Consider the following 20,944-nt stretch of genomic DNA (forward strand, 5'->3'; position numbering starts at 1 on the left):
GCCCGTAGAGTCGGTGCCATGACGCAGCCTGCCCAGCCGGCGGAAGAGCAGCCGGCCGACGGAGACCGCCCGGACGGAGCCCACCCCCTCGGCCTGCTGCCCGGCCGACGCGGCGGCCTGACCACCGCCGAGGTCGCCGAACGGGTCGCCCGGGGCCAGGTCAACGACGTCCCCGTACGGTCCAGCCGGTCCACCCGGGAGATCGTCCGCGCCAACGTCTTCACCCGCTTCAACGCGATCATCGGCGTGATGTTCGGGATCATCCTGATCGTCGGTCCGATCCAGGACGGCCTGTTCGGCCTGGTCATCGTGGCCAACACGGCGATCGGCATCATCCAGGAACTGCGCGCCAAGAAGACCCTGGACAGCCTGGCCCTGATCGGCGAGGCCCGCCCGCAGGTCCGCCGGGACGGCGCCGCCCGGCAGGTCGGCGTCTCCGAGATCGTCCTCGACGACACCGTGCTGCTCGGCATCGGCGACAAGGTGATCGTGGACGGCGAGGTCACCGAGGCGGACGGCCTGGAGATCGACGAGTCGCTGCTCACCGGCGAACCCGACCCGGTCCTCAAGCAACCCGGCGACCAGGTGATGTCCGGCAGCTTCGTGGTGGCCGGCGCCGGCGCGTTCACCGCCACCAAGGTCGGCCGCGAGGCCTACGCGGCCCAGCTCGCCGAGGAGGCCAGCAAGTTCACCCTGGTGAAGTCGGAGCTGCGCACCGGCATCGACAGCATCCTGCGGATCATCACCTACCTCTTGGTCCCCACCGCCCTCGGCCTGATCATCAGCCAGCTGGCCGTCGAGGGCCGGGACTGGCGCGAGGCCGTCCGGCGCATGGTGGCCGGCATCGTGCCGATGGTCCCCGAGGGTCTGGTGCTGCTGACCTCGGTCGCCTTCGCGATCGGCGTGGTCCGGCTCGGCCGCAAGCAGTGCCTGGTCCAGGAGCTCCCGGCGATCGAGGGCCTGGCCCGGGTGGACACCGTCTGCCTGGACAAGACCGGCACCCTCACCGAGGGCGGCATGGACGTGGTCGACCTGCGGGTGCTCTCCGACGGTGAGCCCGCCGCCGTCGACAAGGACACCGTCCGGCACGCGCTGGCCGTGATGGCCGGCGCCGACGCCCGCCCCAACCCGTCCATGCAGGCGGTCATCGACGCGTACGGGCGCGGCGACGACGGCGCCGCCTCCGGCCGCAACGGCTGGCGGGTGATCGAGGCGATGCCCTTCTCCTCCGCCCGCAAGTGGAGCGGCGTGCAGCTGCTGGAGCCGCAGGGCGGCGAGGCCAGCTGGCTGCTCGGCGCGCCCGACGTGCTGCTGCCCGCCGGGCACCCGGCCCTGGCCGAGGTGGACGAACTGGGCGCCCAGGGCCTGCGGGTGCTGCTGCTGGGCCGCACCCCCGTCCCGCTGGACTCCCCCGACCCGGCGGCCGGCCTCACCCCGCTCGCCCTGGTGGTGCTCCAGCAGCGGCTGCGCTCGGACGCCGCCGAGACCCTGCGCTACTTCGAGGGCCAGCGGGTCCGGGCCAAGGTCATCTCCGGCGACTCGGCGGTCTCGGTCGGCGCGGTGGCCGGCCACCTGGGCCTGCCCGGCGCCGACCACCCGCTGGACGCCCGCTCCCTGCCCACCGACCCGGAGCAGCTCGCCGAGACCGCCGACCGGACCAGCGTCTTCGGCCGGGTCACCCCCCAGCAGAAGCGCCAGCTGGTCGGGGCGCTGCAGTCCCGCGGCCACACCGTGGCGATGACCGGAGACGGCGTCAACGACGTGCTCGCGCTCAAGGACGCCGACATCGGCGTGGCGATGGGCACCGGCTCCGACGCCACCAAGGCGGTCGCCCAGATCGTGCTGCTGAACGACTCCTTCGCCTCGCTGCCGTCGGTGGTGGCCGAGGGCCGCCGGGTGATCGGCAACATCGAGCGGGTCGCCTCACTCTTCCTGGTGAAGACCGTCTACTCGGTCCTGCTGGCGCTCCTGGTGATCTTCACCCACTCGCCGTACCCGTTCCTGCCCCGGCACTCCACCGTGCTGTCCTCGCTGACCATCGGCATCCCGGCCTTCTTCCTCGCCCTCGCCCCCAACAACGAGCGGGCCCGCACCGGCTTCGTGAAGCGCGTGCTGCGGCTGGCGGTCCCCGGCGGCGCCATCGCCGGCACCGGCACCTTCGTCGCCTACACGCTCGCCCGCACCGACCACGCGACCGACCTCAAGGCCGACACCAGCGTGGCCACCCTGACACTCTTCCTGATCGCCATCTGGGTCCTCGCCATCGTCGCCCGCCCGTACAACTGGTGGCGGCTGCTGCTGATCGGCGCCATGGGCGGCGCCTTCGCCCTGGTCCTGCTGGTGCCCCCGCTGAAGTCGTTCTTCGACCTCTCGCTGGTCGGCTACCGCGACCCGCTGACGGGCGTCGCCGTCGCGGTGGTCTGCGGCATCGCCCTGGAGATCGCCTGGCGCGTGATGAAGCGCCGCGGCATGGAGTGACGGAGCCGCCGGCTAGCCGCGCCACCGCGTGACAAGCCCCCCGCGCACACCCGATGATGGCCCCGGAAGGGGGTGCCGAATGGCACGCAGGGGCGGGGACCTGGAGGCGTTCATCGCCTTCCTGGGCGGCTTGGCGGCGGCCGGACTGGCCGCCCTGGCGATGGCGGGCGTCGGGCTGACCGTCCGGCCCACACCGGCACTGCGGACCGCCGCGCTGGTGACGCTCGGCGCGGTCTGGCTGACCGCCACCACCGCCGTCTACCGGCGGCTGCGGGCGCGCACCGACCGGCCGACCGGTGCGCGCCGCGGGGCTCAGCCCTCGAAGTCCCGGGCGGCCGAGAGCTCGTAGGCGCGGTCGGGCTCGCTGAGCGCGGCCAGCACCTCGAAGCGGCGGTGCCACTGCCCGACCGACCAGGCCAGCCCTGCGGCGAGGCCCTCCGGGGTCGCCGCGTGCAGCAGGCCGGGCACCGGCGGGACCTCGAACTCGTCGTCCTCGTCGCCGGCCTCGGCCAGCTCCGGGTCGTACGGCGGCTCCGGGGTGTCCGCCCCGGTGTCCCAGCGCCAGTCCACCGCCGCCTCGCCGCCGTCCGGCCCGACGACCAGCAGCTCCTCGTGCTCCTCGTAGGCGACCGGGCAGCCGGGCAGCAGCTCCCGCACCACCGCCGGGACCCGGTGCAGCACGCCCTCGGAGAGCACCCGGCCGCCCGCCACCTCGCTGGCCAGCGACACGTGCAGCCGCTCGGCGAGGTCGGCGGCCAGCGCCGGGGCGACCGGCAGCAGCGGGTACGGGTGCAGCAGCTGGACCAGGTCGGGGGCGTCGGCGACGACCGCCTCGGTGGCGTCCACCACCACGGTGTGGGCCGGCCGGCGCCCGGTGTCCGGGTCCATCGGCGGCAGCGCCCGCACCACGTCCAGCGGCTCGATCCGCTCGCGGTCCACCCGGGCCAGCGCGGTGTGGATGCCGTGCAGCTGGCGGTGGCCGACCTCGGCGTCCGGGTCGGTCATCCGGTCCAGCACCTCGTCCGGCCCGTGCGGCTCGGCGAGCAGCGCGGCCAGCGTGGTGCGCACCCCGAGCGCGTGCAGGAACTGCTCGTCCAGGGTGGTGCGGGCCTCGTCGTACAGGCCGCGCAGCAGCGGGTCGGCCCCGGCGGCGCGCAGGCCGGCCGGCTCACGGCCCGCCAGCACCGGGTGGTCGCGCAGCCACCAGGCGGTGTACGGCGGCAGGTCGGCGTACGAGCCGTCCGGCAGCAGGGTGCGCACCGGGCCGACCACGGCCTCCCGGTACGGCGGGCGGGCCAGCGCGGCGAGCGCCTCCGGCCAGGCGTCGTCGTCCACCAGGTCGAGGTCGCGCACGGCCAGCAGCTCGGCGGCGACCGGCGGGACGCCGACCGCCTCGTCGGCCTGCAGCGCCTCCAGCGCGTCCTCGGCCCACTCGGCGAGCCCGTCCGGCGCCTCGTCCAGCAGGCCGGTGGGGTGGCCGCCGGCCGCGCGGTCGGCCGGGACGGTCGGGTCGAGCCGCTCCAGGTCGTCCGGGTCGAGCACCACGTCCTCGGCGCGCACCAGCACGAAGTCGGCCAGCACGCCGACCGCGGCGAGCACCTCGGACCCCCAGCGCTCCAGCAGCTCGTCGTCCACCCAGCCGGCGTCCTCCTCGCGGGCGAGCGCGGCGAACGGGCTCCCGGGCAGCACGAGTTCGCCGGCCCGGGCGGGCTCGCCCTCGTCGTCGAGCAGCGCCAGCCGGGCCAGCCAGGGGTGGGCGCCCGGCTCCGGGGCGGCGGCCTTCACCAACGCCAGGACGGCGTCGGCGAGTTCGAGCGCCGCGTCGAGGTCGTCCTCGGCCAGCTCGTAGGAGCGGGCGACGGCGGCCCGCGCCTCGGGGGTGTCCAGCACCCCGGCCGGGGTGGCGGTGCCGGCGCCGAGCCTGGCCAGCAGCGGGTGGGCGGCCTCGGGGTGGGCCAGCCGCAGGTCGAGCGCCGCGAGCGCGCCCGCGAGCGACCCGGGGTAGCCGGGGAAGGCCGCCCAGTCGGCGTCCTCGGAGGGCAGCAGGACGCGCCGCGGCCCGGTGACCGTCCGCCCGTCGGCGAGCGGGACGGGCAGCGCGCCGAGCGCCTCCGGGTCGGCCGCGCCGAGCGCCGCGTACAGGTTGCGCCACCAGGCGGGCTCGCGGTCCAGGCCGCCGAGCTGGTCCACCACCTCGGCCAGCGGCACCCGGCGCACGTTCAGCACCCGCAGCTCGGTACGGCGCTCCAGGCCGGCCGGCAGCAGCCCGGGGAAGATCGGCGAGAGCGCCTCGACCACCGAGCCGTCCGCGCCCTCCAGCAGCGTCGCGTCCCGGGGCCGCAGCGCGGGCGTGCCCTCCTCGACCGGCGCCGGGTGCGGCAGGAACGGCGTGTCGGGCAGCCGGGAGAGCACCCCGGCGCGCAGCGCGTTGTCCAGCGCGCCCTGGCCGAGCGGGGCCGGGACGAGGCCGAGCGAGCCGAGGTCGGCGCCGCGGGCGCGCAACAGCTCGGCGTAGCTGTCGGCGGCCCGCTCGGTGAGGAAGTCGGCCAGCGGGCCGGGGGCGACGTGCCGGCGGGTGGAGTCCAGCGGGTAGGAGGCGATCAGCAGCGCGGGCAGGCCGACCGGCTCGTCGCTGGGGGTGGGCGCGTGCAGCACGGAGGCGATCCGGGGCCGCTGCGGGGCGCCGTCCTCGCCGACCGGGACGGCCCAGGTCACCGTCCAGTACGGGCGGGCGCGCTCCTCGGTGGGCCGGTCGGCCAGCAGCTCGGCGGCGAGCGTGCCGGAGGCGCCGGCGGTCTGCCAGACCGTCCGCCGCGGCCGGCCGTCCGCGTCGTCGGTGACGGTGACCTCGGTGACCCCGTCCGGGCGGGTCTCGGCGGCGTCCCGGGTGAGCGTCCGGACGCCGTCCGGGGTCTCCACCACGACCTCGCGCAGGCCGGGCAGGGTGAGCAGCAGCGCGTCGTCGATCCCGGCCAGCAGACGGCGGGTCAGGTCCTCGGCGGCGGCGTCCCGCAGCGGCAGCACGACCACCGTGTCGTAGCCCTCCGGGGCGGTGCCCTCGGCCGCGAACGGCAGCCGCAGCAGCGGCACGTGGCCGTCCCGGCGGCGCAGCTCCTCGGCCAGCTCGGGCTGGGCCCCGGCCAGCGACCGGGCCTCGCCGAGCGACCAGCGCACCCCGCCGCCGGCGCCCAGCACGGCGGGCTCGTCGGTGACCGCGAGGACGGCGGCGAAGCCGACCCCGAACCGGCCCACGGCGGGCGCCTCGCCGCGCTTGGAGGAGGCGCGCAGGGTGGACAGCGACTCGACGGCGGCCGCGTCCAGCGGGGCGCCGGTGTTGGCGGCGGCGAGCACGCCGTCGGCGAGGGTCAGCCGCAGCCGGCCGGGGCCGTGGCCGGCCCGGACCGCGGCGTCGGCCGCGTTCTGCGCCAACTCGACCACCAGGCGGTCCCGGTAGCCGCCGAGCGCCAGCTCCTCCTCGGCGTTGGCGTCCTCCCGGAACCGGGACGGCGAGGCGGCCCAGGCGTCCAGCACCCGCCGGCGCAGCGCGGCGCTCCCGAAGGGGTCCGCGAGGTGCTCGTCCGTGCCGCTGCCGATGATCCGAGGTTCCACTGGACCTGCCACCTTCCGCTGCCCTGTTCGTCGTAGGGCATTCTTCCCTGCCCCACCGACTGCTCCCGACCACGGACCCCGCCGGCGTCGGCCCCGGGACGGCGCCGACGGCGCCTTCCGCCTCCCGCCCGGAGCCGCGCGGAACCGTCCGGACAGCACCGCGGCCCGCACCGGTCGGTGACCAGTGCGGGCCGCGGAAGACAGACCCGAGGGAAGGCCCGGGGCTCAGGAGTGGCCGAGCTCCTCGGCCGGGCCGTCGGGCTCGACGGAACCGGAGGCACGGTCCGGGTGCAGCGGCAGCGGCTCGACCACCAGCTCGTCCAGGATCAGCTCGGACGGCGCCGGCGGAGCCGGGATGACGGCCGCCTCGGAGTGCCCGCCGCAGCCGTACGCGAAGGAGACGATCTGGCCGTCGGCCGGACCGAACTCGTTGCCGCACACGCCGAAGGCCTGCCCGAGCGAGCCGCCGATCGGCACCAGGAAGCCGCAGCTCGCGCACGAGGCCGGGGCGGCCTGCGCCATCGGGGTCTGCGGGCCGTGGGACTTCTCCCAGCGCTCGGCGGCCAGGTGCAGGCCGAGCCGGGAGAGCACCCGGCTGCGGCCGAGGCCCAGCTCCTCGGCGACGGCGTTGATCCGGGCGCGGGCCGGAGCGGGCTGGACGTGCGGGTCGGTGACGACCAGGTCCTCGTCGTCCACCAGGGCGACCGCGGAGTTCGGCGCCGGCTCGTCCTCGCCGGTCCAGCCGGGCTCCAGCCGCAGGTCGTCGGCGCCGGTGGGCAGCAGGTCGCCCGGGCCCATGTCGCCGGGGCGCAGCCGGTCGCTCCACGGCACCCACTCGGGGGCGAGCACCGCGTCGGCGCCCGGCAGCAGCACGACCTCGTCCAGGGTCACGTTCTTGGCGCGCGGGGCGCGGGCGACCGTGACCGCCCAGTGCCAGCCGCGGTAGGCCGCGTCCAGGCACTCGAAGGTGTGGGTGACGACGCGGTCGGCGTCGGCCTGGACGCCCAGGTGCGGCCCGACGGCCTCCGCACCGACGGCCTCCTCGGCGGCCTGGCGGGCGAGTTCGACGGCCTCGGCACAGAGCCGGTCGGGGGTACGGCTTCGCATCGCAGCACTCACGGCGTCGATTCTCTCCCAGTTCTTCTGTCGCCCACGGCGTGTTGCCTGTTCCGTCGCGGCTCGGTGTCCCTCGTCCATTCTGCGCGACCGGGAGCCCCCTCGGGTACCGGCCGCGCCGCTCGACCGGCCTGCCGGCGCCCCGGCGCTCCGGCGGGTCGACCTTGGGCAGGCTACCCGTCGGCCGGTGCCCCGGCACAGTCCGGGGCGGACACGGCCGCTCCGGGGCCGCGCCGAGCGGAGTCCGGTCCCGCGTCGGCTCGGCGTTTCTGGGGCAGGATGGGCTTGTGGCGGACCACGACCCGTCGCAGCACGCACTGCGCGCCCCGCAGGCCGGCAGCCCCGACCAGGCGGACGCCGTGCCGCGACAGCAGCCCCCGGTCCCCGGCGCGGACGAACCGCAGCCGGCGGACGGCCCCGAGGCGCCCGCCGGCCCCCCGGACCGGCCCGGGAACGAGGCCCCGGAGACGCCGGGAGCCCCCGACCGGACCGCGCGGCAGCCGGACGGGCACGGGGACGAGGACGAGTTCGGGGACGAGGTCCCCGAGCCCCGCCGGCACTTCCTGGTCCGCACCGCCTCCGCCGCCGGCTCCCGCACCGGCAAGGTGGTGCACGGCACCGGCCGGCGGATCCGCCGGGCCACCGCCGCCGAGGGCGCGGGCGAGTCCGGCCTCGCCAAGCTGATCGAGCTGCACGCGCTCAACTCCTTCGGCGACATGCTGATCACCATCGCGCTGGCGTCCACCATCTTCTTCTCGGTGCCCACCGGCGAGGCCCGCGGCCGGGTCGCGCTCTACCTGCTGATCACGATGGCCCCGTTCGCCCTCCTGGCCCCGGTGGTCGGCCCGCTGCTGGACCGCCTCCCGCACGGCCGCCGGGCGGCCATGGCGATGGCCATGCTGGCCCGCGCCGTGCTGGCCTGGACGATGGCCGGGGTGATCGCCGGCGGCGGCATCGCGCTCTACCCGGAGGCGCTCGGCGTGCTGGTCGCGTCCAAGGCGTACGGGGTGGTGCGCAGCGTGGTGGTGCCCCGGCTGCTGCCGAGCCGGCTGTCCCTGGTGAAGGCGAACTCCCGGGTCACCCTGGCCGGGCTGCTGGCCACCGGCGTGGCCGCCGCGGTGGGCGGGCTGCTGCACCTGATCGGGCCCGGCTGGCCGCTGCGCGGCGCCTTCCTGGTGTTCGTCGTCGGCACCCTGATGGCCTTCCACCTGCCGCCCACGGTGGACTCCGCCAAGGGCGAGCAGCGGGCCGTCCTGCACGCCGAGGTGCACGGCGAGGGCTCGCACCTGATCCACCACCGGCCGCCGCCGGTCAAGGCCTCGCTGCGCACGGTCGGCCCCTCGGTGATCCTGGCGCTGCGGGCGATGTCGGCGATGAAGTGGCTGGTCGGCTTCCTGGTGATGTTCCTGGCCTTCCTGCTGCGGGAGGAGCCGATCGGCGGGCTGCGGCCGACGGTGGCGCTGGGCCTGGTGGCGCTGGCGGCCGGGACGGGCAACGCGCTGGGCTCGGTGCTCGGCTCCTGGCTGCGCACCCGGGGCCCGGAGGCGACGGTCGCCGCGATGCTGCTGCTGGCGACCTGCGTGACGGCGGCGGCCGCGCTCTGGTACGGCGTGGTGACGGTGGTTCTGGTCGCCGGGGTGGCCGGGATGGCGGCCTCGCTGGGCAAGCTGGCGCTGGACGCGCTGATCCAGCGGGACGTCCCGGAGGCGGTGCGGACCTCGGCGTTCGCCCGGTCGGAGACCCTGATGCAGGTGTCCTGGGTGGCCGGCGGCGCGGTCGGCATCCTGCTGCCGCTGAACGGGGAGCTGGGCCTGTCGATCGCCGCCGGGGTGGTCGGCCTGGCGCTGCTGTGGACGCTCCGCTCGCTCTTCCGGGTGGGCCTGCGGCGGCACCCGGCGACCCCCCGGGTGGCCTGAACGGGGCGGTGCGGCAACACGCGGTGCCTACCCCCGCGTCGCGTGATCGGCCCGGCCCGGTAGATTCTGACGCATGAGCCTCAATTCCCGTGCCATCGCCGCCCTCGGCGCCGTCGTCGTGGTCGGCGCCGCCACGGTGGGCACCTCCGTCGCCATCGCCGCCGGCCAGACCGAGCACATCTCCCACCAGGCCACGCTCACGGTGGGCAACTCCTCGGTCGTCGCGCAGCCGCTGTGCTGGAACGGCGGCAGCCCGCTCACCGAGGACCAGCAGCAGCAGTGCCAGGAGGACGCGACCAAGGCGCTGAAGGACGGCTCGCTGCCCTCCTCGGACGTCGTGGGCAGCGACCGGGTCGGCGTCGGCGTCTCGCCGAACGTGGCCGACACGGGCTGGTGGGCCTTCACCAACGGCGGCTCGGCCAACCAGGGCGGGCGCTACAGCCTGTTCTCGGCCGCCAAGGGCCAGACCTGGTCCGGCGCCCAGGCCGCGGGCAAGCTGCTGAACTCCAGCGGCAAGACCGTGGTGACCGTGGTCGAGGGCGACCCGAACCAGGAGGCCCCGATCGCCGTCTGGTACTTCCAGCTGAACACCCAGGACAGCTGACGGTCCCGCGATGACCGCGCATGCCGTCGCCGACGGCCGAGGCGAGCGGTCGGACCCCGCGGGGGCCCGGCTGCTCGTCGTCGTCGCGGTCGCCGCCGAGGCCGAGGCGGTGCTGCGCGGCCTGCCCGGCGGGTCCGCCGCGCTGCCGCTGCCCGGCGGCACGCTGCACCGGGCCCTGGCGGTGCCGGTGGACGTGCTGGCCGCCGGGGTCGGCCCGGCCGCCGCCGCGGCCGCCGCCGCCACCGCGCTGGCGGCCCACCCGTACACCCTGGCCGTCTCGGCCGGGATCGCCGGCGGCTTCGCCCCGCTCGCCCCGGTCGGCGCCACCGTGCTGGCCGACGCGATCGTGGCCGCGGACCTCGGCGCCGAGACCCCCGAGGGCTTCGCCGACGTCACCGAGCTGGGCTTCGGCACCGTCCGGCACACCCCGCCGCCGGCCGCCGTCGCGCTGGCCGCGCGGGCGCTGGACGCCGTGACCGGCCCGGTGCTGACCGTCTCCACCGTCACCGGCAGCGCCGAGCGCGCCGCCGCGCTGGCCGCCCGCCACCCGGGCGCCGTCGCCGAGGCGATGGAGGGCTTCGGCGTGGCCGAGGCCGCCGCCCGGTACGGCGTGCCGGCCCTCGAACTGCGCACCGTGTCCAACCCGGTGGGCCCGCGCGACCGGGCCGCCTGGCGGATCGGCGAGGCCCTGGCCGCCCTGGAACGGGCCTTCGCCGCCCTGCCCGTCCACGAGCTGGCATCCGCTCCACGAACCGATTGAGGAGGCCGGCCGTGGCTGAACGGCTGAGCATCGCGTACTCGCCCTGCCCGAACGACACCTTCGTCTTCCACGCCTGGGCGCACGGTCTGGTGCCCGGGGCGGACGCCCCCGAGGTGACCTTCGCCGACATCGACATCACCAACGGGCAGGCCGAGCGCGGCGAGCTGGACGTGCTGAAGATCAGCTACGGCGCGCTGCCCTGGGTCCTGGAGCAGTACGCCCTGCTGCCCTGCGGCGGCGCGCTGGGCCGCGGCTGCGGCCCGCTGGTGCTCACCCTGCCGGGCGTGGACTCCCCCGCCGACCTGGCCGGGAAGACCGTCGCGGTGCCCTCCGAGCGCTCCACCGCCTACCTGCTGTTCCGGCTCTGGGCGGCGAAGGCGGTGCCGGGCGGCTTCGGCGAGATCGTCGTCCTGCCGTTCCACGAGATCATGCCCGCCGTCCGGGACGGCCGGGTGGACGCCGGCCTGGTCATCCACGAGGCCCGCTTCACGTACCAGCAGTACGGCCTGCACAGCCTGGCCGACATGGGCGAGGCCTGGGAGCGGGAGACCGGCCTGCCGATCCCGCTGGGCGCGATCGTCGCCCGGCGCTCGCTCGGCGCCGAGCGGCTGCGGGAGATCGCCGACGCGATCCGCTCCTCCGTCCGGCAGGCCTGGGCGGACCCGGCCGCGAGCCGCGGGTACGTGCTGGCGCACGCCCAGGAGATGGACCTGGACGTCGCCGAGCAGCACATCGGTCTGTACGTCACCGAGTTCACCGAGGACCTCGGCGAGGAGGGCTACGCGGCCGTCCGCGCGCTGCTCACCCGGGCCGCCGCGGAGGGGCTGGTGCCCCCGCTCGACCCGGGTGCGCTGGCGTTCTAGAGCGTTCCGACTTCAGCGCGTTCCGGCTCCAGGGCTGTCCGGCTCCCTGTCAGACGTCGAAGTTGTCGGCCACCGCGCGCAGCAGGCCGGCCAGCTTCTGGCCGGTCGGCTTGGCGGGGTAGCGCCCGCGCTGGAGGCCGGGCAGCACCGCGTCCAGCGTGGTGATCAGGTCCTGGACGATCGGCGCCATGTCGTCGGCGCTCCGCCGCTGGGCGGCGGCCACCGAGGGCAGTGCGTCCAGCAGCTGCACGGCCATCGCCTGGTCCCCGCGGTGGCCGGCGACCACGCCGAACTCGACCCGCTGACCCGGCTTCAGCGACGTGACACCGTCGGGCAGCGCCTTGGTGTGGACGAAGACGTCCCCGCCGTCGTCGCGCGACAGGAAGCCGAAGCCCTTCGTCTCGTTGAACCACTTGACCTGGCCGGTGGGCATCTCGAACAGTCCTCGAATGGGTGTGAGGGATCCCGGCCCTGGCCGGGGATCACTGGGTGGTGGGGAAAGGCGGCCGACCTCGGCTCGGCGCCCGTGGGCGCTCGTGGCCGGCACGCGGTCAGGAGCAGACTAACCGTCCGTCACTGCCTCATCCGCGTTCCGCGAGGGACCCGCGTTCCGAGGCCCGGTGGGGGCGGCGGGAACGGGATCTCGCGGTCACGGGCGACCCGGCACTGGCACGGCCGGGGCGCGGCTCCGCGCGGTCCATCGGCTCACACCCCCGGGTCTGAGGACGCGGGGCGCACCTGTAGCGCCCCTCGGCACCCCGTGCATACCCCCGCTCAACAGGGATCAAAACGTTCAGCTGCCGGGAAACTGCGCAACGTGACCGGCCCGCTCCGGTGGGCCTCCCCGGCGGCCGCTCTGCCAGACTGGGGGCAGTTCCGACCGGCCCGTAGGAGTGAGCAGACGTGAGCAGCCAGAGCGCCGACCCCGGCGACGTGTACGTCAAGGCCGGGGTGATCGTCTTCGGTCTCGGCGCGCTCGCCACCCTGGTCACCTTCGTCCCGCTGTTCCTGCACCTGACGCCGCTGCCGACGGCCGCGTACTGGCTGAGCATGCTGATGCCGGCCGGCTTCCTGGCCGCGCTGACCGGACTGCTGCTGAACGCGCGGGCCCAGCGCCGCCGGATCGAGCCGGTCGAGTCCTGAGGCCCTCCGACTCCTGAGGCCCGCGGGCCTGCTCCGGGGCCCGCCCTAGCGGTCGGCCAGGTGCCCGGCGAGCCAGTCCGGGAAGCCGGTGAGGTCGTCCAGCACCACGTCCGCGCCCGCCTCGTGGAGCTCCCGCGCGCTGTACGGGCCGGTGGGCACGCAGACCGCGAGGGCGTCGGCGTGCCGGGCCCCGCGGATGTCGCCGAGGTGGTCGCCGACGTAGACGCTCGCGCCGTGCTCGCGCAGCGCGTCGCCCTTGGTCTCCGCCCACAGGTCGCCGATCACGGTGTCCGCGGCCAGCCCGGCGTGCTCCAGGTGGAGGCGGGCGTTCGGCTCGTACTTGCCGGTGATCACCGCGACCCGGCCGCCGTGGGCGCGGACCGCCTCGACGGCGGCGTGGGCGCCGGGCAGGGCCACGGTCGGGGCGAAGGCGTGGTCGCGGTAGAGCTCGCGGTAGCGGGTGACGGCCCGCTCCACCTCGTGCTCCGGGAACCAGTTGCGGATCTCGTCCAGCAGCGGCGGGCCGAGCCGGGTGACCACCAGGTCGGCGTCGATGGGGGTGCCGGTCTCGGCGGAGAGCGCCAGGTAGGTGGCGCGGATACCCGGCCGGGTGTCCAGCAGCGTCATGTCGAGGTCGAAGCCGACGGTGAGCGGGGCGGGTGAGGTCGCGGGCATGCCGCCAGGCTACCCAACGGGTGCCCCGGGCCACGAGGCGATTTGCCCGGGCTTCACGGCGGAACTTAGGTTTGCCTGAGTTGTCAGCGGAGAGGGCCCATGACCGACACCAGCGCACCGCCCGGTGCGCCCCGCGCGCCGTACCGCGCGCCGCGGCGCCGAATACTGTGGCTGGCCGCCGCACTCGTCGTGCTGGCCGCCGCGGTGCTGCTGAGCCTGGCGGTCGGCAGCCGGACCATCCCGTTCGGCGACACGCTGGACGCCCTGCTGCACGGCGGCGACACCGCGAACGCCGTGGTGGTCCGCGAGCTGCGGGTGCCGCGCACCGTCGTCGGGCTGGCCGTCGGCGCGGCGCTCGGCCTGGCCGGGGCCGTCATGCAGGGCCTGACCCGCAACCCGATCGCCGACCCCGGCATCCTCGGCGTCTCCCAGGGCGCGGCGGCCGGCGTGGTGGTCGCCATCTCCGGCTTCGGCGTCTCCACCCTCACCGGGTACGTCTGGTTCGGCTTCGCCGGCGCGGTGATCGCCACCGTGCTGGTGTACGGGCTCGCCGGGCGCGGCCGGGGCGGGGCCACGCCGATCAAGCTGGCGCTGGCCGGCTCGGCGACGTCCGCCTTCATCGCCTCGCTCAACACCCTGGTGCTGACCACCGACGCGGCCACCATGGACCAGTTCCGCTTCTGGCACGTCGGCTCGCTCTCCGGACGGACCTCGGACGTGGCCTGGCAGCTGCTGCCGTTCCTGGCCGTCGGCACGGTGCTGGTGGTCGCGGTGGCGCGCGGACTGGACGCGCTGGCGCTCGGCGACGACACCGCGAAGGGGCTGGGCGCCAAGACCGGCCTGGTCCGGGCGGTCGGCGCGCTCGGCGCGACCGTCCTGACCGGCTCGGCGGTCGCGGCGGCCGGCCCGATCGCCTTCGTCGGCCTCGCCGTCCCGCACGCGGCCCGCGCGCTGGCCGGCGCCGACCACCGCTGGATCCTCGCCTTCTCCGCCGTCCTCGGCCCGGCGCTGCTGCTGCTCGCCGACACCCTCGGCCGGGTCCTGTTCCCGCCGTCCGAGGTCCCGGCGGGCGTGATGACGGCGCTGGTCGGCGTCCCGGTGCTGGTGGCCCTGGTCCGCCGCCGCAAGGTGGTGGCGGCATGACTCCCGTCCCCGGTACGAGCTCCGCCCCCGGCACGGCATCCGTCTCCCGCAAGGTCTCGCTGCGCGGCTACACCGTCGTCCGGGCCGGGCGGGCGTCGTTCCTGGTGCACCGGCGCTCGCTGGCCGTCACCGTCGGGCTGCTGGTGGCGCTGGCGGCGACCGTGGTGGCCTCGCTCTGCCTGGGCGAGTCCACCGTCGCGCCGTCCGAGGTGGTCAAGGTGGTGCTCGGCCGGCCGAGCCCGCACGAGCTGGTGGTCGGCGAGTTCCGGCTGCCCCGGGTGGTGGTCGGGCTGCTGGTCGGCCTGGCGCTCGGGCTGGCCGGGGCGCTGATCCAGACCGTCGCCCGCAATCCGCTGGCCAGCCCCGACGTGGTGGGCGTGACCTGGGGCGCGACCGCGACCGTGGTCGGTCTGATGGCGTACGGCGTGGTCGGCTCGACCGGCCAGGCCCCGTACGCGGCGGTGGCCGGCGGCCTGGTGGCCGGGCTGCTGGTGTACGCGCTGGCCTGGCGGCGCGGCCTGCACGCGCAGCGCTTCGTGCTGATCGGCATCGGCATCAGCGTCGCGCTGTCCTCGCTCACCTCCGTCTTCCTCACCAAGGGCGACGGCTTCCAGGCCCAGGCCGCCAAGGTCTGGATGACCGGCAGCCTGAACGGCGCCGGCTACGACCAGGCCGACTGGCTCGCCTGGGTGCTGCTCGCCGCCGTGCCGGTCGCGCTGTGGGCCGCCCGCGCCCAGCGGTCGATCTCCTTCGACGACGCCACCGCCGTCGGCCTCGGCCTGCGCCTGGACCGGATCCGCCTCGGCATGGCGCTGCTCGGCATCGTGCTGGCCTCGTGCGCGGCCGGGGCCGCCGGGCCGGTGGACTTCGTCGCGCTGATGGCCCCGCAGATCGCGCTGCGGCTGGCCCGCTCGGCGCAGGTCCCGCTGTTCTGCTCGGCGCTGACCGGCGCGCTGGTGGTGGTCCTCGCCGACCTGGTCGCCCGACGGCTGCTGGCTCCGACGGAGCTGCCGGTGGGCGTGGTGACCGGCCTGGTCGGCGCGCCGTACCTGATGTGGCTGCTGATCCGATCCCGCCGTGGAGGTTCCTGATGTCCGAACACCGCCTGGAGGCCCGGGGCCTCACCCTGGCCTACGAGGCGCGCACGGTCGTCGAGGACCTGGACGTGGCCGTCCCGGACGGGCGGGTGACGGTGATCGTCGGCCCGAACGCGTGCGGCAAGTCGACCCTGCTGCGGGCCCTCGGCCGGCTGCTGAAGCCGGTCCGGGGCGCGGTGCTGCTGGACGGCGAGGAGCTGGCGCGGATCCCGACCAAGCGGATCGCCCAGCGGCTCGGCCTGCTGCCGCAGTCGCCGTCCGCCCCCGAGGGCATCTCGGTGGCGGACCTGGTCGCGCGCGGCCGCCAGCCGCACCAGAGCTGGTGGCAGCAGTGGTCGCCGGAGGACGAGGCGGCGGTCGCGGAGGCGCTGGAGCGCACCTCCACCGCCGAGCTGGCCGAGCGGAGCATGGACGAGCTGTCCGGCGGCCAGCGCCAGCGCGCCTGGATCGCGATGGCGCTCGCCCAGGGCACCGACATCCTGCTGCTGGACGAGCCGACCACCTACCTGGACATCGCGCACCAGGTGGAGGTGCTGGACCTGGTCCGCCGGCTGAACGTCGAGCGCGGCCGGACCGTCGTCGCGGTGCTGCACGACCTCAACCAGGCCGCCCGGTACGCCGACCACCTGGTGGCGATGCGGGACGGCCGGGTGGTGGCGCAGGGCGCGCCCGGGGACGTGGTGACGGCCGAGCTGGTGCGGGAGGTGTTCGGCCTGGACTCGGTGGTGGTGCCGGACCCGGTGACCGGCACGCCGCTGGTCGTGCCGGGCGCCCCGTGGGCGGCGCTCGCCCCGGACGCCACTCGCGCCTGACGGCCCGCGCTTAACGGCACTTTAGGTGCCATTTCGGACATAATCGACGGCGCCCCGACCCCACCGCGCCGCCAGAGGACCGCCGATGCCCCGGATCTCCCGCCGCACCCTCCTCACCGGCCTCGGCGCGGGCGCGCTCGCGGCGGCCACCGGCTGCACCGCCGCCCGGCGGCCGGCCCCGGCGACCGCGGACGGCCCCGCCGGCGGCGCCTCGCCGTCCCCGACCCCGGTGCCGCCGGTGACGGTGAACGCCGCCACCGGCCCCGTCGTGGTGCCGGGCGCGCCGATGCGGGTGGTCGTGCTGGACACCGACGTGCTCGACTCCGCGCTGACCCTCGGCATCACCCCGGTCGGCGCCGCGCTCCCGGCCCGCGACACCCGCTACCCCGAGTACTGGCCGACCTCCCGGACGGCCGGGATCCGGCTGGTCGGCCCGGCCGGCTCACCCGACCTGCCGACCGTACGGGCGCTGCGGCCGGACCTGATCCTCTCCAACCAGACCCGCGACGGCGACCGCTACGAGCAGCTCCGCGAGATCGCCCCGACCGTGCTCACCCAGACCGCCGGGGCGCCGTGGAAGGCCGACTTCCAGCTGCACGCCCAGGCGCTCAACCGGGAGGCGGCCGCGGCGGCCTTCGCAGGCGCGTACCAGAAGCACGCCGGGCAGGTGGCCCAGGCGCTGGCGGCGGCGAAACTGTCCGGGCGCAAGGTGAGCCTGGTGCGGTTCGTGGAGGGCGGCGGCATCCGGCTGTTCGGCCGGCAGAGCTTCCCCGGCACGGTGCTCGCCGACGCCCAGGTCGGCCGACCGGACGCGCAGAACGTCGACCAGTCCGACACCGAGATCCCGCCGGACCAGCTCGCCAAGGCCGACGGCGACCTGCTGCTCTACGCGACGTACGGCGATCCGGAGCTGTCCGGGGCCAACGCCGCCCTGGCGAGCCCGGGTTGGCAGGCGCTGGGGGCGGTCAAGGGGCACCGGGCGTTCCCGGTCGACGACCAGCTGTGGTTCCAGGGGATCGGGTACACCGGGGCCAACTACGTCCTGGACGAGCTGCAGCGCTTCCTCGGAGCCTGACCCGCCCCCGCGTAGCGGGCCGGGGGCACGCCGACGGCGGCGGCGAAGTCCCGGGTGAGGTGCGCCTGGTCCGCGTACCCCAGCTCGGCGGCGAGCGCGGCCAGGTCCAACCCGCCGTCCGTCCCGGCGCGTTCGGCGGCCTCGTGGAGGCGGGCACGGCGCAGCACCCACTTCGGGGAAGCGCCGACGTACTCGGCGAACAGGCGCTGGAGGCGGCGGACCGTCAGACCCAGCTCGGCGGCCAGCGCGTCCACCCGGCACAGGTCCGGCCTGCCGGTGATCCGGTCCACCATCGCGGCGACCTCGGCGGCGACCGGGTCGGGCTCGGGCAGCCGGGGGCGGAGGAAGGCGTCGGCGAGGGCCGCGGGGTCACCGGACGCCCCGAGGACCTCCGCGTTGAACCGGTCGGCCCCGGGCCCGAAGTACTCGGCGGCGGGCACTGACCGGTCGGCCAGCCCGCTCACCGGGTGCCCGGCGAGGGCGCGGAAGGCGCCGGCCCGGAACCGCGCGCCCAGCACGTGCCCCGCGCCCTCCAGGCGGCGGACGAAGAGCGAGCGGTCCACCCCGTACACGCGCGCCCGCGGGGCCTCGAAGACCAGGTGGACGTTGGGGTGGGCGAGCACCTTCTGCTCGTACGGCGGCAGGCCGCGCAGGTCCCAGCGGACCAGCCAGTAGTACTCGACGAACCGGGCCACGGCCGGGTCGGGGACGAGCCGGTCCACGGTGATCAGCTCCGCCGCCCGGGCGGGGTGGAGCACGCCGCGGCCGAGGCCGGGAGCGTCCGGGGGTTCCAAGGGGTCCAGGGGGTCCAGGGGGTCCAGCGGGTCCGTGCCCATGCCGCCAGGCTAGCCGTCGCGTTTCTTCAAGACCGGCCGGTACGGCCCCGCGCAGAATCGGCGCCATGACCGCCCACCCGATGCACCCGCTCCTGGCCCGCGCCGCCTCCGCCGCCGCCGCTGTCGCCACCGCCGTCCCGGCCGACCAGCCCCTGGACGCGCCGACGCCCTGCACGGAGTTCGACACCCGTGCGCTGATCAACCACTGGGTGCTCTACACCTCGCACGGCCTGGAGCACCGGGCCCGGCGGGTCGAACTGCCCGAGGAGCTCGGCACGCGGGACTTCACCGCCGACGCCGACTGGCGCTCCGGCTACGCGGCCCAGCTGGAGCGCGCGGTCGCGGCCTGGGCGGACCCGGCCGCCTGGGAGGGGGACGTCGACCTCGGCGGCGCCCCGGTACCGGCGGTCGGGATCGCCCGGATGCTGGTCCTGGAGCTGCTGCTGCACGGCTGGGACGTGGCCCGGGCGACCGGCGGGCGCATCGGGGTCGACGAGGAACTCGCCCTGCTGGCCGGGGAGATCGTGGCGGAGAACGCCGAGCTGTACCGCCGGTACGCGGGCTTCGCCGAGTCGGTGGCGCTGCCGGAGGACGCCTCCGCGTGGGACCGCGCGCTGGCCGCCTCGGGGCGCGATCCGCGCTGGAAGGCCTGAGCTCCGGTCGACGGGCCCGCCGGCCCGCCCGCGCCGGTACGGGGGGACGGCGCGGGCGGCGGGCGGCGCTCAGGCCGGGCGCATCGCCGCGGCGAGCTTCGCGCGCAACAGCCGTACCGCCGGGGACTGCTGGTCGCGGCGGACGACCAGCCCGAGCCGGGCGCAGGTGGCGGCGTCGGCCAGCGGGACGGCCCGCAGCCCGGCGCCCGTGGCGGAGGAGGCGCTGAGGACGGCCACGCCCGCGCCGCGCTCGGCGAGCCGGAGCAGGGCGGCCGGGGAGCTGGCCTCGATGTCGACCCGCGGATCGAGGCCGAGCCGGCGGCAGGAGTCCTGGTAGGCGGCGCGCAGGCCGGTGCCCGGGGGGAGGCAGAGGACCTTCTCGCCGCGCAGGTCGGCGAGGCGGAGCCGCGCCCGGTCGAGGGGGTGCCCGGCGGGGACGACGGCGGCGATCGGCTCGTCGACGACGACGGTGTCCTCCAGCCCCGGGGCGGCCTCGCCGGTGTAGCCGATCAGGGCCACGTCGAGGGAGCCGGCCAGGACCTGTGCCTGGAGGTCCTCGGAGTGCCCCTCGTGCAGGCTGAGTTCGATGCCGGGGTGGCTGCGGCCGAGGTCGGCGACGGTGTCCAGGAAGGGCGGGATCGAGCAGCCCATGATCATGCCGAGCCGGACCCGGCCGCGGACGGCGTCGGCGAACTCGGCGGCGGTGTGCTGGATGGCGTCGAGGGTGGCCAGGGCGTTCCTCGCCAGCGGGAGGACCGCCTCGCCGACCGGGGTGAGGCGCACCTGCCGGCCGGTCCGGTCGAGCAGCTGCTGGCCCAGTTCGCGCTCCAGCTTGGCCACTTGGGTGCTGACGCCGGACTGGCTCACGTGCAGCCGGGCGGCCGCGGCGGTGAAGGTGCCCTCGTCGACCACGGCGGCGAAGTAGCGCAGCTGGTGCATCTCCATGGGCGACGACGATAGGCGACCGGACCCCTACGGCATAACCAGAAGAGATGGAATCCATCCGATCCATCTGTTGGACGGATGGGCGAGGTGCTCGGGAGGATGGTGGCATGACGACGACGAAGACCGCGCGTGAGCTTGCCGAGACCTACTTCACCGCCTGGGAGGCGGGCGACTTCGAGACCGTCCGGGGCCTGCTGGCCGACGACGTCGACTTCGTCGGCGCGCTGGGGACGGCCTCCGGGGTGGAGGAGGCGCTGGCCGGGCTGAAGGGGCTCGGGCAGGTGCTGGAGAAGATCGACGTGAAGGTCCGGGTGGCCGAGGGCGACGAGGTGATCACCTGGTTCGAGCTGCGCACCAGCATCGCCCCGCCGGCGCCGACGGCGAACTGGATGCACGTCGAGGACGGGCGGATCACCCGGATCCGGGTGACCTTCGACCCGCGCGGGCTGCTGGCCGGCTTCGGCGGCTGAGGGGCCTCGCGGCCGCCCGCGGGACGCCTGCGGGGGGCCGCGGGGGGCCGCGACCGACCCCGCTCGGTCACTCACCCGAGCAGTCATCCCCCGCAGGCGACGCGGGACGGGGCGCGCTACCACTGGGTGAAAGCCCCCACTCCCCTCCGGGAGCCCCACCATGAGCGAATCGACGATCCCCGTGCCCACCGTCGGTGCCACCGTGCACCACGTCGAGTCGGACGGGAAGGCTGGTCCGGCCCTCGCCCACGGCATCCTCCTCGGCCCCCGCACTCTCCTGGTGCCCGATCCGCCGCGCACGGTCGGCGACCCGTGGCAGAGCCTCGCCGTCCGCATCACCGTCGCCCCCGACCCGGGCGACGGCACCGAGGCCCTGCGCGTGGCCGGCATCAGCCTGGCCGCCTTCGCCACCGACGACGTCCGCGCCGCGGCGGCCTTCCTGACCCTGCTCACGCCGTCACGGCACGCGCCCGCCCCCGGGGAGGTCACCCGGGACCGGCTCAACGACACCCTGCGGCAGTACCACGGCGACCTGTGGGCCGCCCACGCCGCCCTCGGCTATCCGGTCCGTCCACCGGAGCGCGCCGCCCCGCCGGAACCGTGGTGGTCCGACATCCCGGTGGAGGGGTTCCGGGAGTTCGACGACAACTGGTGCTGCCTCGGCTCGAACACCTCGTGCTGCCGGGAACTCCAGTTGTGACGGAGGTCGCGACGGACGGCGTCCGCCGCCGGGGGTCACCGACCCTCAC

The 20,944-nt window shown here is 76.0% G+C and carries 20 protein-coding genes; 14 read left to right on the forward strand and 6 right to left on the reverse strand.

All coding sequences use genetic code 11. From position 1 onward, the window contains the following. Positions 1-18: 18 nt before the first annotated feature. Both ACFRQN_RS13580 and ACFRQN_RS13585 read left to right on the forward strand, forming a co-directional pair. Complete coding sequence (locus ACFRQN_RS13580; RefSeq protein ID WP_380740366.1) at positions 19-2,478, forward strand: HAD-IC family P-type ATPase; 2,460 nt, start codon at positions 19-21, stop codon at positions 2,476-2,478. Positions 2,479-2,557: 79 nt separating this feature from the next. Then, positions 2,558-2,827, forward strand: coding sequence for a hypothetical protein (locus ACFRQN_RS13585; RefSeq protein ID WP_049655012.1), 270 nt, complete (start codon positions 2,558-2,560; stop codon positions 2,825-2,827). Here the strand turns inward: ACFRQN_RS13585 and ACFRQN_RS13590 are convergent. Beyond that, positions 2,791-6,087, reverse strand: coding sequence for a sacsin N-terminal ATP-binding-like domain-containing protein (locus tag ACFRQN_RS13590; protein WP_380740368.1), 3,297 nt, complete (start codon positions 6,085-6,087; stop codon positions 2,791-2,793). The genes ACFRQN_RS13585 and ACFRQN_RS13590 overlap by 37 nt on opposite strands. A gap of 225 nt (positions 6,088-6,312) precedes the next feature. Continuing rightward, positions 6,313-7,194: a DUF3027 domain-containing protein gene (locus ACFRQN_RS13595; protein ID WP_049659506.1), complete on the reverse strand. Its 882-nt coding sequence runs from the start codon at positions 7,192-7,194 to the stop codon at positions 6,313-6,315. Positions 7,195-7,766: 572 nt separating this feature from the next. Between ACFRQN_RS13595 and ACFRQN_RS13600 the strand changes: the two genes are divergently transcribed. The 4 genes from ACFRQN_RS13600 (at position 7,767) to ACFRQN_RS13615 (ending at position 11,346) form a co-directional block, all read left to right on the forward strand. Then, positions 7,767-9,119 carry an MFS transporter gene (locus tag ACFRQN_RS13600; RefSeq protein WP_049659510.1) on the forward strand — a complete coding sequence of 451 codons (1,353 nt, stop codon included), beginning with the start codon at positions 7,767-7,769 and terminating at the stop codon, positions 9,117-9,119. 73 nt (positions 9,120-9,192) lie between these two features. Next, positions 9,193-9,723 (forward strand): hypothetical protein, encoded by a 531-nt coding sequence (locus ACFRQN_RS13605; protein ID WP_049659504.1) that lies wholly within the window; start codon positions 9,193-9,195, stop codon positions 9,721-9,723. A 10-nt stretch (positions 9,724-9,733) separates the two neighbouring features. Beyond that, the gene (locus tag ACFRQN_RS13610) at positions 9,734-10,483 is read left to right on the forward strand and encodes a futalosine hydrolase (RefSeq protein WP_380740370.1); all 750 of its coding nucleotides are present in this window, start codon (positions 9,734-9,736) and stop codon (positions 10,481-10,483) included. 11 nt (positions 10,484-10,494) lie between these two features. Beyond that, the gene (locus tag ACFRQN_RS13615; RefSeq protein WP_079272738.1) at positions 10,495-11,346 is read left to right on the forward strand and encodes a 1,4-dihydroxy-6-naphthoate synthase; all 852 of its coding nucleotides are present in this window, start codon (positions 10,495-10,497) and stop codon (positions 11,344-11,346) included. Positions 11,347-11,395: 49 nt separating this feature from the next. Here ACFRQN_RS13615 and ACFRQN_RS13620 read toward each other — a convergent pair whose 3' ends face one another. Then, positions 11,396-11,779: a cold-shock protein gene (locus ACFRQN_RS13620; protein ID WP_049658465.1), complete on the reverse strand. Its 384-nt coding sequence runs from the start codon at positions 11,777-11,779 to the stop codon at positions 11,396-11,398. Between the two features lie 470 nt (positions 11,780-12,249). Between ACFRQN_RS13620 and ACFRQN_RS13625 the strand changes: the two genes are divergently transcribed. Next, positions 12,250-12,489 carry a hypothetical protein gene (locus ACFRQN_RS13625; protein ID WP_049658468.1) on the forward strand — a complete coding sequence of 80 codons (240 nt, stop codon included), beginning with the start codon at positions 12,250-12,252 and terminating at the stop codon, positions 12,487-12,489. Positions 12,490-12,534: 45 nt separating this feature from the next. On the opposite strand, the gene ACFRQN_RS13630 is transcribed toward ACFRQN_RS13625, so the two are convergent. After that, the gene (locus ACFRQN_RS13630) at positions 12,535-13,164 is read right to left on the reverse strand and encodes an HAD family hydrolase (RefSeq protein ID WP_049658472.1); all 630 of its coding nucleotides are present in this window, start codon (positions 13,162-13,164) and stop codon (positions 12,535-12,537) included. 99 nt (positions 13,165-13,263) lie between these two features. On the opposite strand from ACFRQN_RS13630, the gene ACFRQN_RS13635 reads away from it, so the two are divergent. The 4 genes from ACFRQN_RS13635 to ACFRQN_RS13650 all read left to right on the forward strand — a co-directional run bounded on the left by ACFRQN_RS13635 (position 13,264) and on the right by ACFRQN_RS13650 (position 17,291). Continuing rightward, positions 13,264-14,307, forward strand: a complete 1,044-nt coding sequence (locus ACFRQN_RS13635) for an iron ABC transporter permease (protein ID WP_049658474.1) — start codon at positions 13,264-13,266, stop codon at positions 14,305-14,307. Further along, positions 14,304-15,398: a FecCD family ABC transporter permease gene (locus tag ACFRQN_RS13640; protein WP_380740372.1), complete on the forward strand. Its 1,095-nt coding sequence runs from the start codon at positions 14,304-14,306 to the stop codon at positions 15,396-15,398. Before ACFRQN_RS13635 ends, ACFRQN_RS13640 begins: the two co-directional genes overlap by 4 nt. Beyond that, complete coding sequence (locus ACFRQN_RS13645) at positions 15,398-16,216, forward strand: ABC transporter ATP-binding protein (RefSeq protein WP_074005463.1); 819 nt, start codon at positions 15,398-15,400, stop codon at positions 16,214-16,216. Before ACFRQN_RS13640 ends, ACFRQN_RS13645 begins: the two co-directional genes overlap by 1 nt. Before the next feature lie 85 nt (positions 16,217-16,301). Continuing rightward, positions 16,302-17,291 (forward strand): ABC transporter substrate-binding protein, encoded by a 990-nt coding sequence (locus ACFRQN_RS13650; RefSeq protein WP_375876447.1) that lies wholly within the window; start codon positions 16,302-16,304, stop codon positions 17,289-17,291. On the opposite strand, the gene ACFRQN_RS13655 is transcribed toward ACFRQN_RS13650, so the two are convergent. Next, a complete protein-coding gene (locus ACFRQN_RS13655; protein WP_380740375.1) occupies positions 17,252-18,127 on the reverse strand; it encodes a DUF6597 domain-containing transcriptional factor in 876 nt (291 codons plus the stop codon). The genes ACFRQN_RS13650 and ACFRQN_RS13655 overlap by 40 nt on opposite strands. Positions 18,128-18,192: 65 nt before the next feature. Between ACFRQN_RS13655 and ACFRQN_RS13660 the strand changes: the two genes are divergently transcribed. Then, positions 18,193-18,780, forward strand: a complete 588-nt coding sequence (locus ACFRQN_RS13660; protein WP_380740377.1) for a TIGR03086 family metal-binding protein — start codon at positions 18,193-18,195, stop codon at positions 18,778-18,780. A gap of 69 nt (positions 18,781-18,849) precedes the next feature. Here the strand turns inward: ACFRQN_RS13660 and ACFRQN_RS13665 are convergent, their stop codons facing one another. Further along, a complete protein-coding gene (locus ACFRQN_RS13665) occupies positions 18,850-19,725 on the reverse strand; it encodes a LysR family transcriptional regulator (protein ID WP_380740379.1) in 876 nt (291 codons plus the stop codon). A gap of 107 nt (positions 19,726-19,832) precedes the next feature. On the opposite strand from ACFRQN_RS13665, the gene ACFRQN_RS13670 reads away from it, so the two are divergent. Continuing rightward, positions 19,833-20,195: a nuclear transport factor 2 family protein gene (locus tag ACFRQN_RS13670; protein WP_049657787.1), complete on the forward strand. Its 363-nt coding sequence runs from the start codon at positions 19,833-19,835 to the stop codon at positions 20,193-20,195. A 160-nt stretch (positions 20,196-20,355) separates the two neighbouring features. Then, positions 20,356-20,895, forward strand: coding sequence for a hypothetical protein (locus ACFRQN_RS13675; RefSeq protein ID WP_380740381.1), 540 nt, complete (start codon positions 20,356-20,358; stop codon positions 20,893-20,895). Positions 20,896-20,944: the final 49 nt, after the last annotated feature.

The sequence above is a fragment of the Kitasatospora sp. NPDC056800 genome, assembly GCF_042789775.1.
In the GTDB taxonomy this organism is placed as follows: domain Bacteria; phylum Actinomycetota; class Actinomycetes; order Streptomycetales; family Streptomycetaceae; genus Kitasatospora.

Excerpts from the sequence above, each read along its gene's own strand:
- ACFRQN_RS13595 (WP_049659506.1), bottom strand. The coding sequence starts at position 7,194 with ATGCGAAGCCGTACCCCCGACCGGCTCTGTGCCGAGGCCGTCGAACTC.
- ACFRQN_RS13640 (WP_380740372.1), top strand. The coding sequence starts at position 14,304 with ATGACTCCCGTCCCCGGTACGAGCTCCGCCCCCGGCACGGCATCCGTC.
- ACFRQN_RS13655 (WP_380740375.1), bottom strand. The coding sequence starts at position 18,127 with ATGGGCACGGACCCGCTGGACCCCCTGGACCCCCTGGACCCCTTGGAA.
- ACFRQN_RS13580 (WP_380740366.1), top strand. The coding sequence starts at position 19 with ATGACGCAGCCTGCCCAGCCGGCGGAAGAGCAGCCGGCCGACGGAGAC.
- ACFRQN_RS13605 (WP_049659504.1), top strand. The coding sequence starts at position 9,193 with ATGAGCCTCAATTCCCGTGCCATCGCCGCCCTCGGCGCCGTCGTCGTG.
- ACFRQN_RS13665 (WP_380740379.1), bottom strand. The coding sequence starts at position 19,725 with ATGGAGATGCACCAGCTGCGCTACTTCGCCGCCGTGGTCGACGAGGGC.
- ACFRQN_RS13650 (WP_375876447.1), top strand. The coding sequence starts at position 16,302 with ATGCCCCGGATCTCCCGCCGCACCCTCCTCACCGGCCTCGGCGCGGGC.
- ACFRQN_RS13675 (WP_380740381.1), top strand. The coding sequence starts at position 20,356 with ATGAGCGAATCGACGATCCCCGTGCCCACCGTCGGTGCCACCGTGCAC.
- ACFRQN_RS13620 (WP_049658465.1), bottom strand. The coding sequence starts at position 11,779 with ATGCCCACCGGCCAGGTCAAGTGGTTCAACGAGACGAAGGGCTTCGGC.
- ACFRQN_RS13610 (WP_380740370.1), top strand. The coding sequence starts at position 9,734 with ATGACCGCGCATGCCGTCGCCGACGGCCGAGGCGAGCGGTCGGACCCC.
- ACFRQN_RS13645 (WP_074005463.1), top strand. The coding sequence starts at position 15,398 with ATGTCCGAACACCGCCTGGAGGCCCGGGGCCTCACCCTGGCCTACGAG.
- ACFRQN_RS13660 (WP_380740377.1), top strand. The coding sequence starts at position 18,193 with ATGACCGCCCACCCGATGCACCCGCTCCTGGCCCGCGCCGCCTCCGCC.
- ACFRQN_RS13630 (WP_049658472.1), bottom strand. The coding sequence starts at position 13,164 with ATGCCCGCGACCTCACCCGCCCCGCTCACCGTCGGCTTCGACCTCGAC.
- ACFRQN_RS13585 (WP_049655012.1), top strand. The coding sequence starts at position 2,558 with ATGGCACGCAGGGGCGGGGACCTGGAGGCGTTCATCGCCTTCCTGGGC.
- ACFRQN_RS13635 (WP_049658474.1), top strand. The coding sequence starts at position 13,264 with ATGACCGACACCAGCGCACCGCCCGGTGCGCCCCGCGCGCCGTACCGC.
- ACFRQN_RS13670 (WP_049657787.1), top strand. The coding sequence starts at position 19,833 with ATGACGACGACGAAGACCGCGCGTGAGCTTGCCGAGACCTACTTCACC.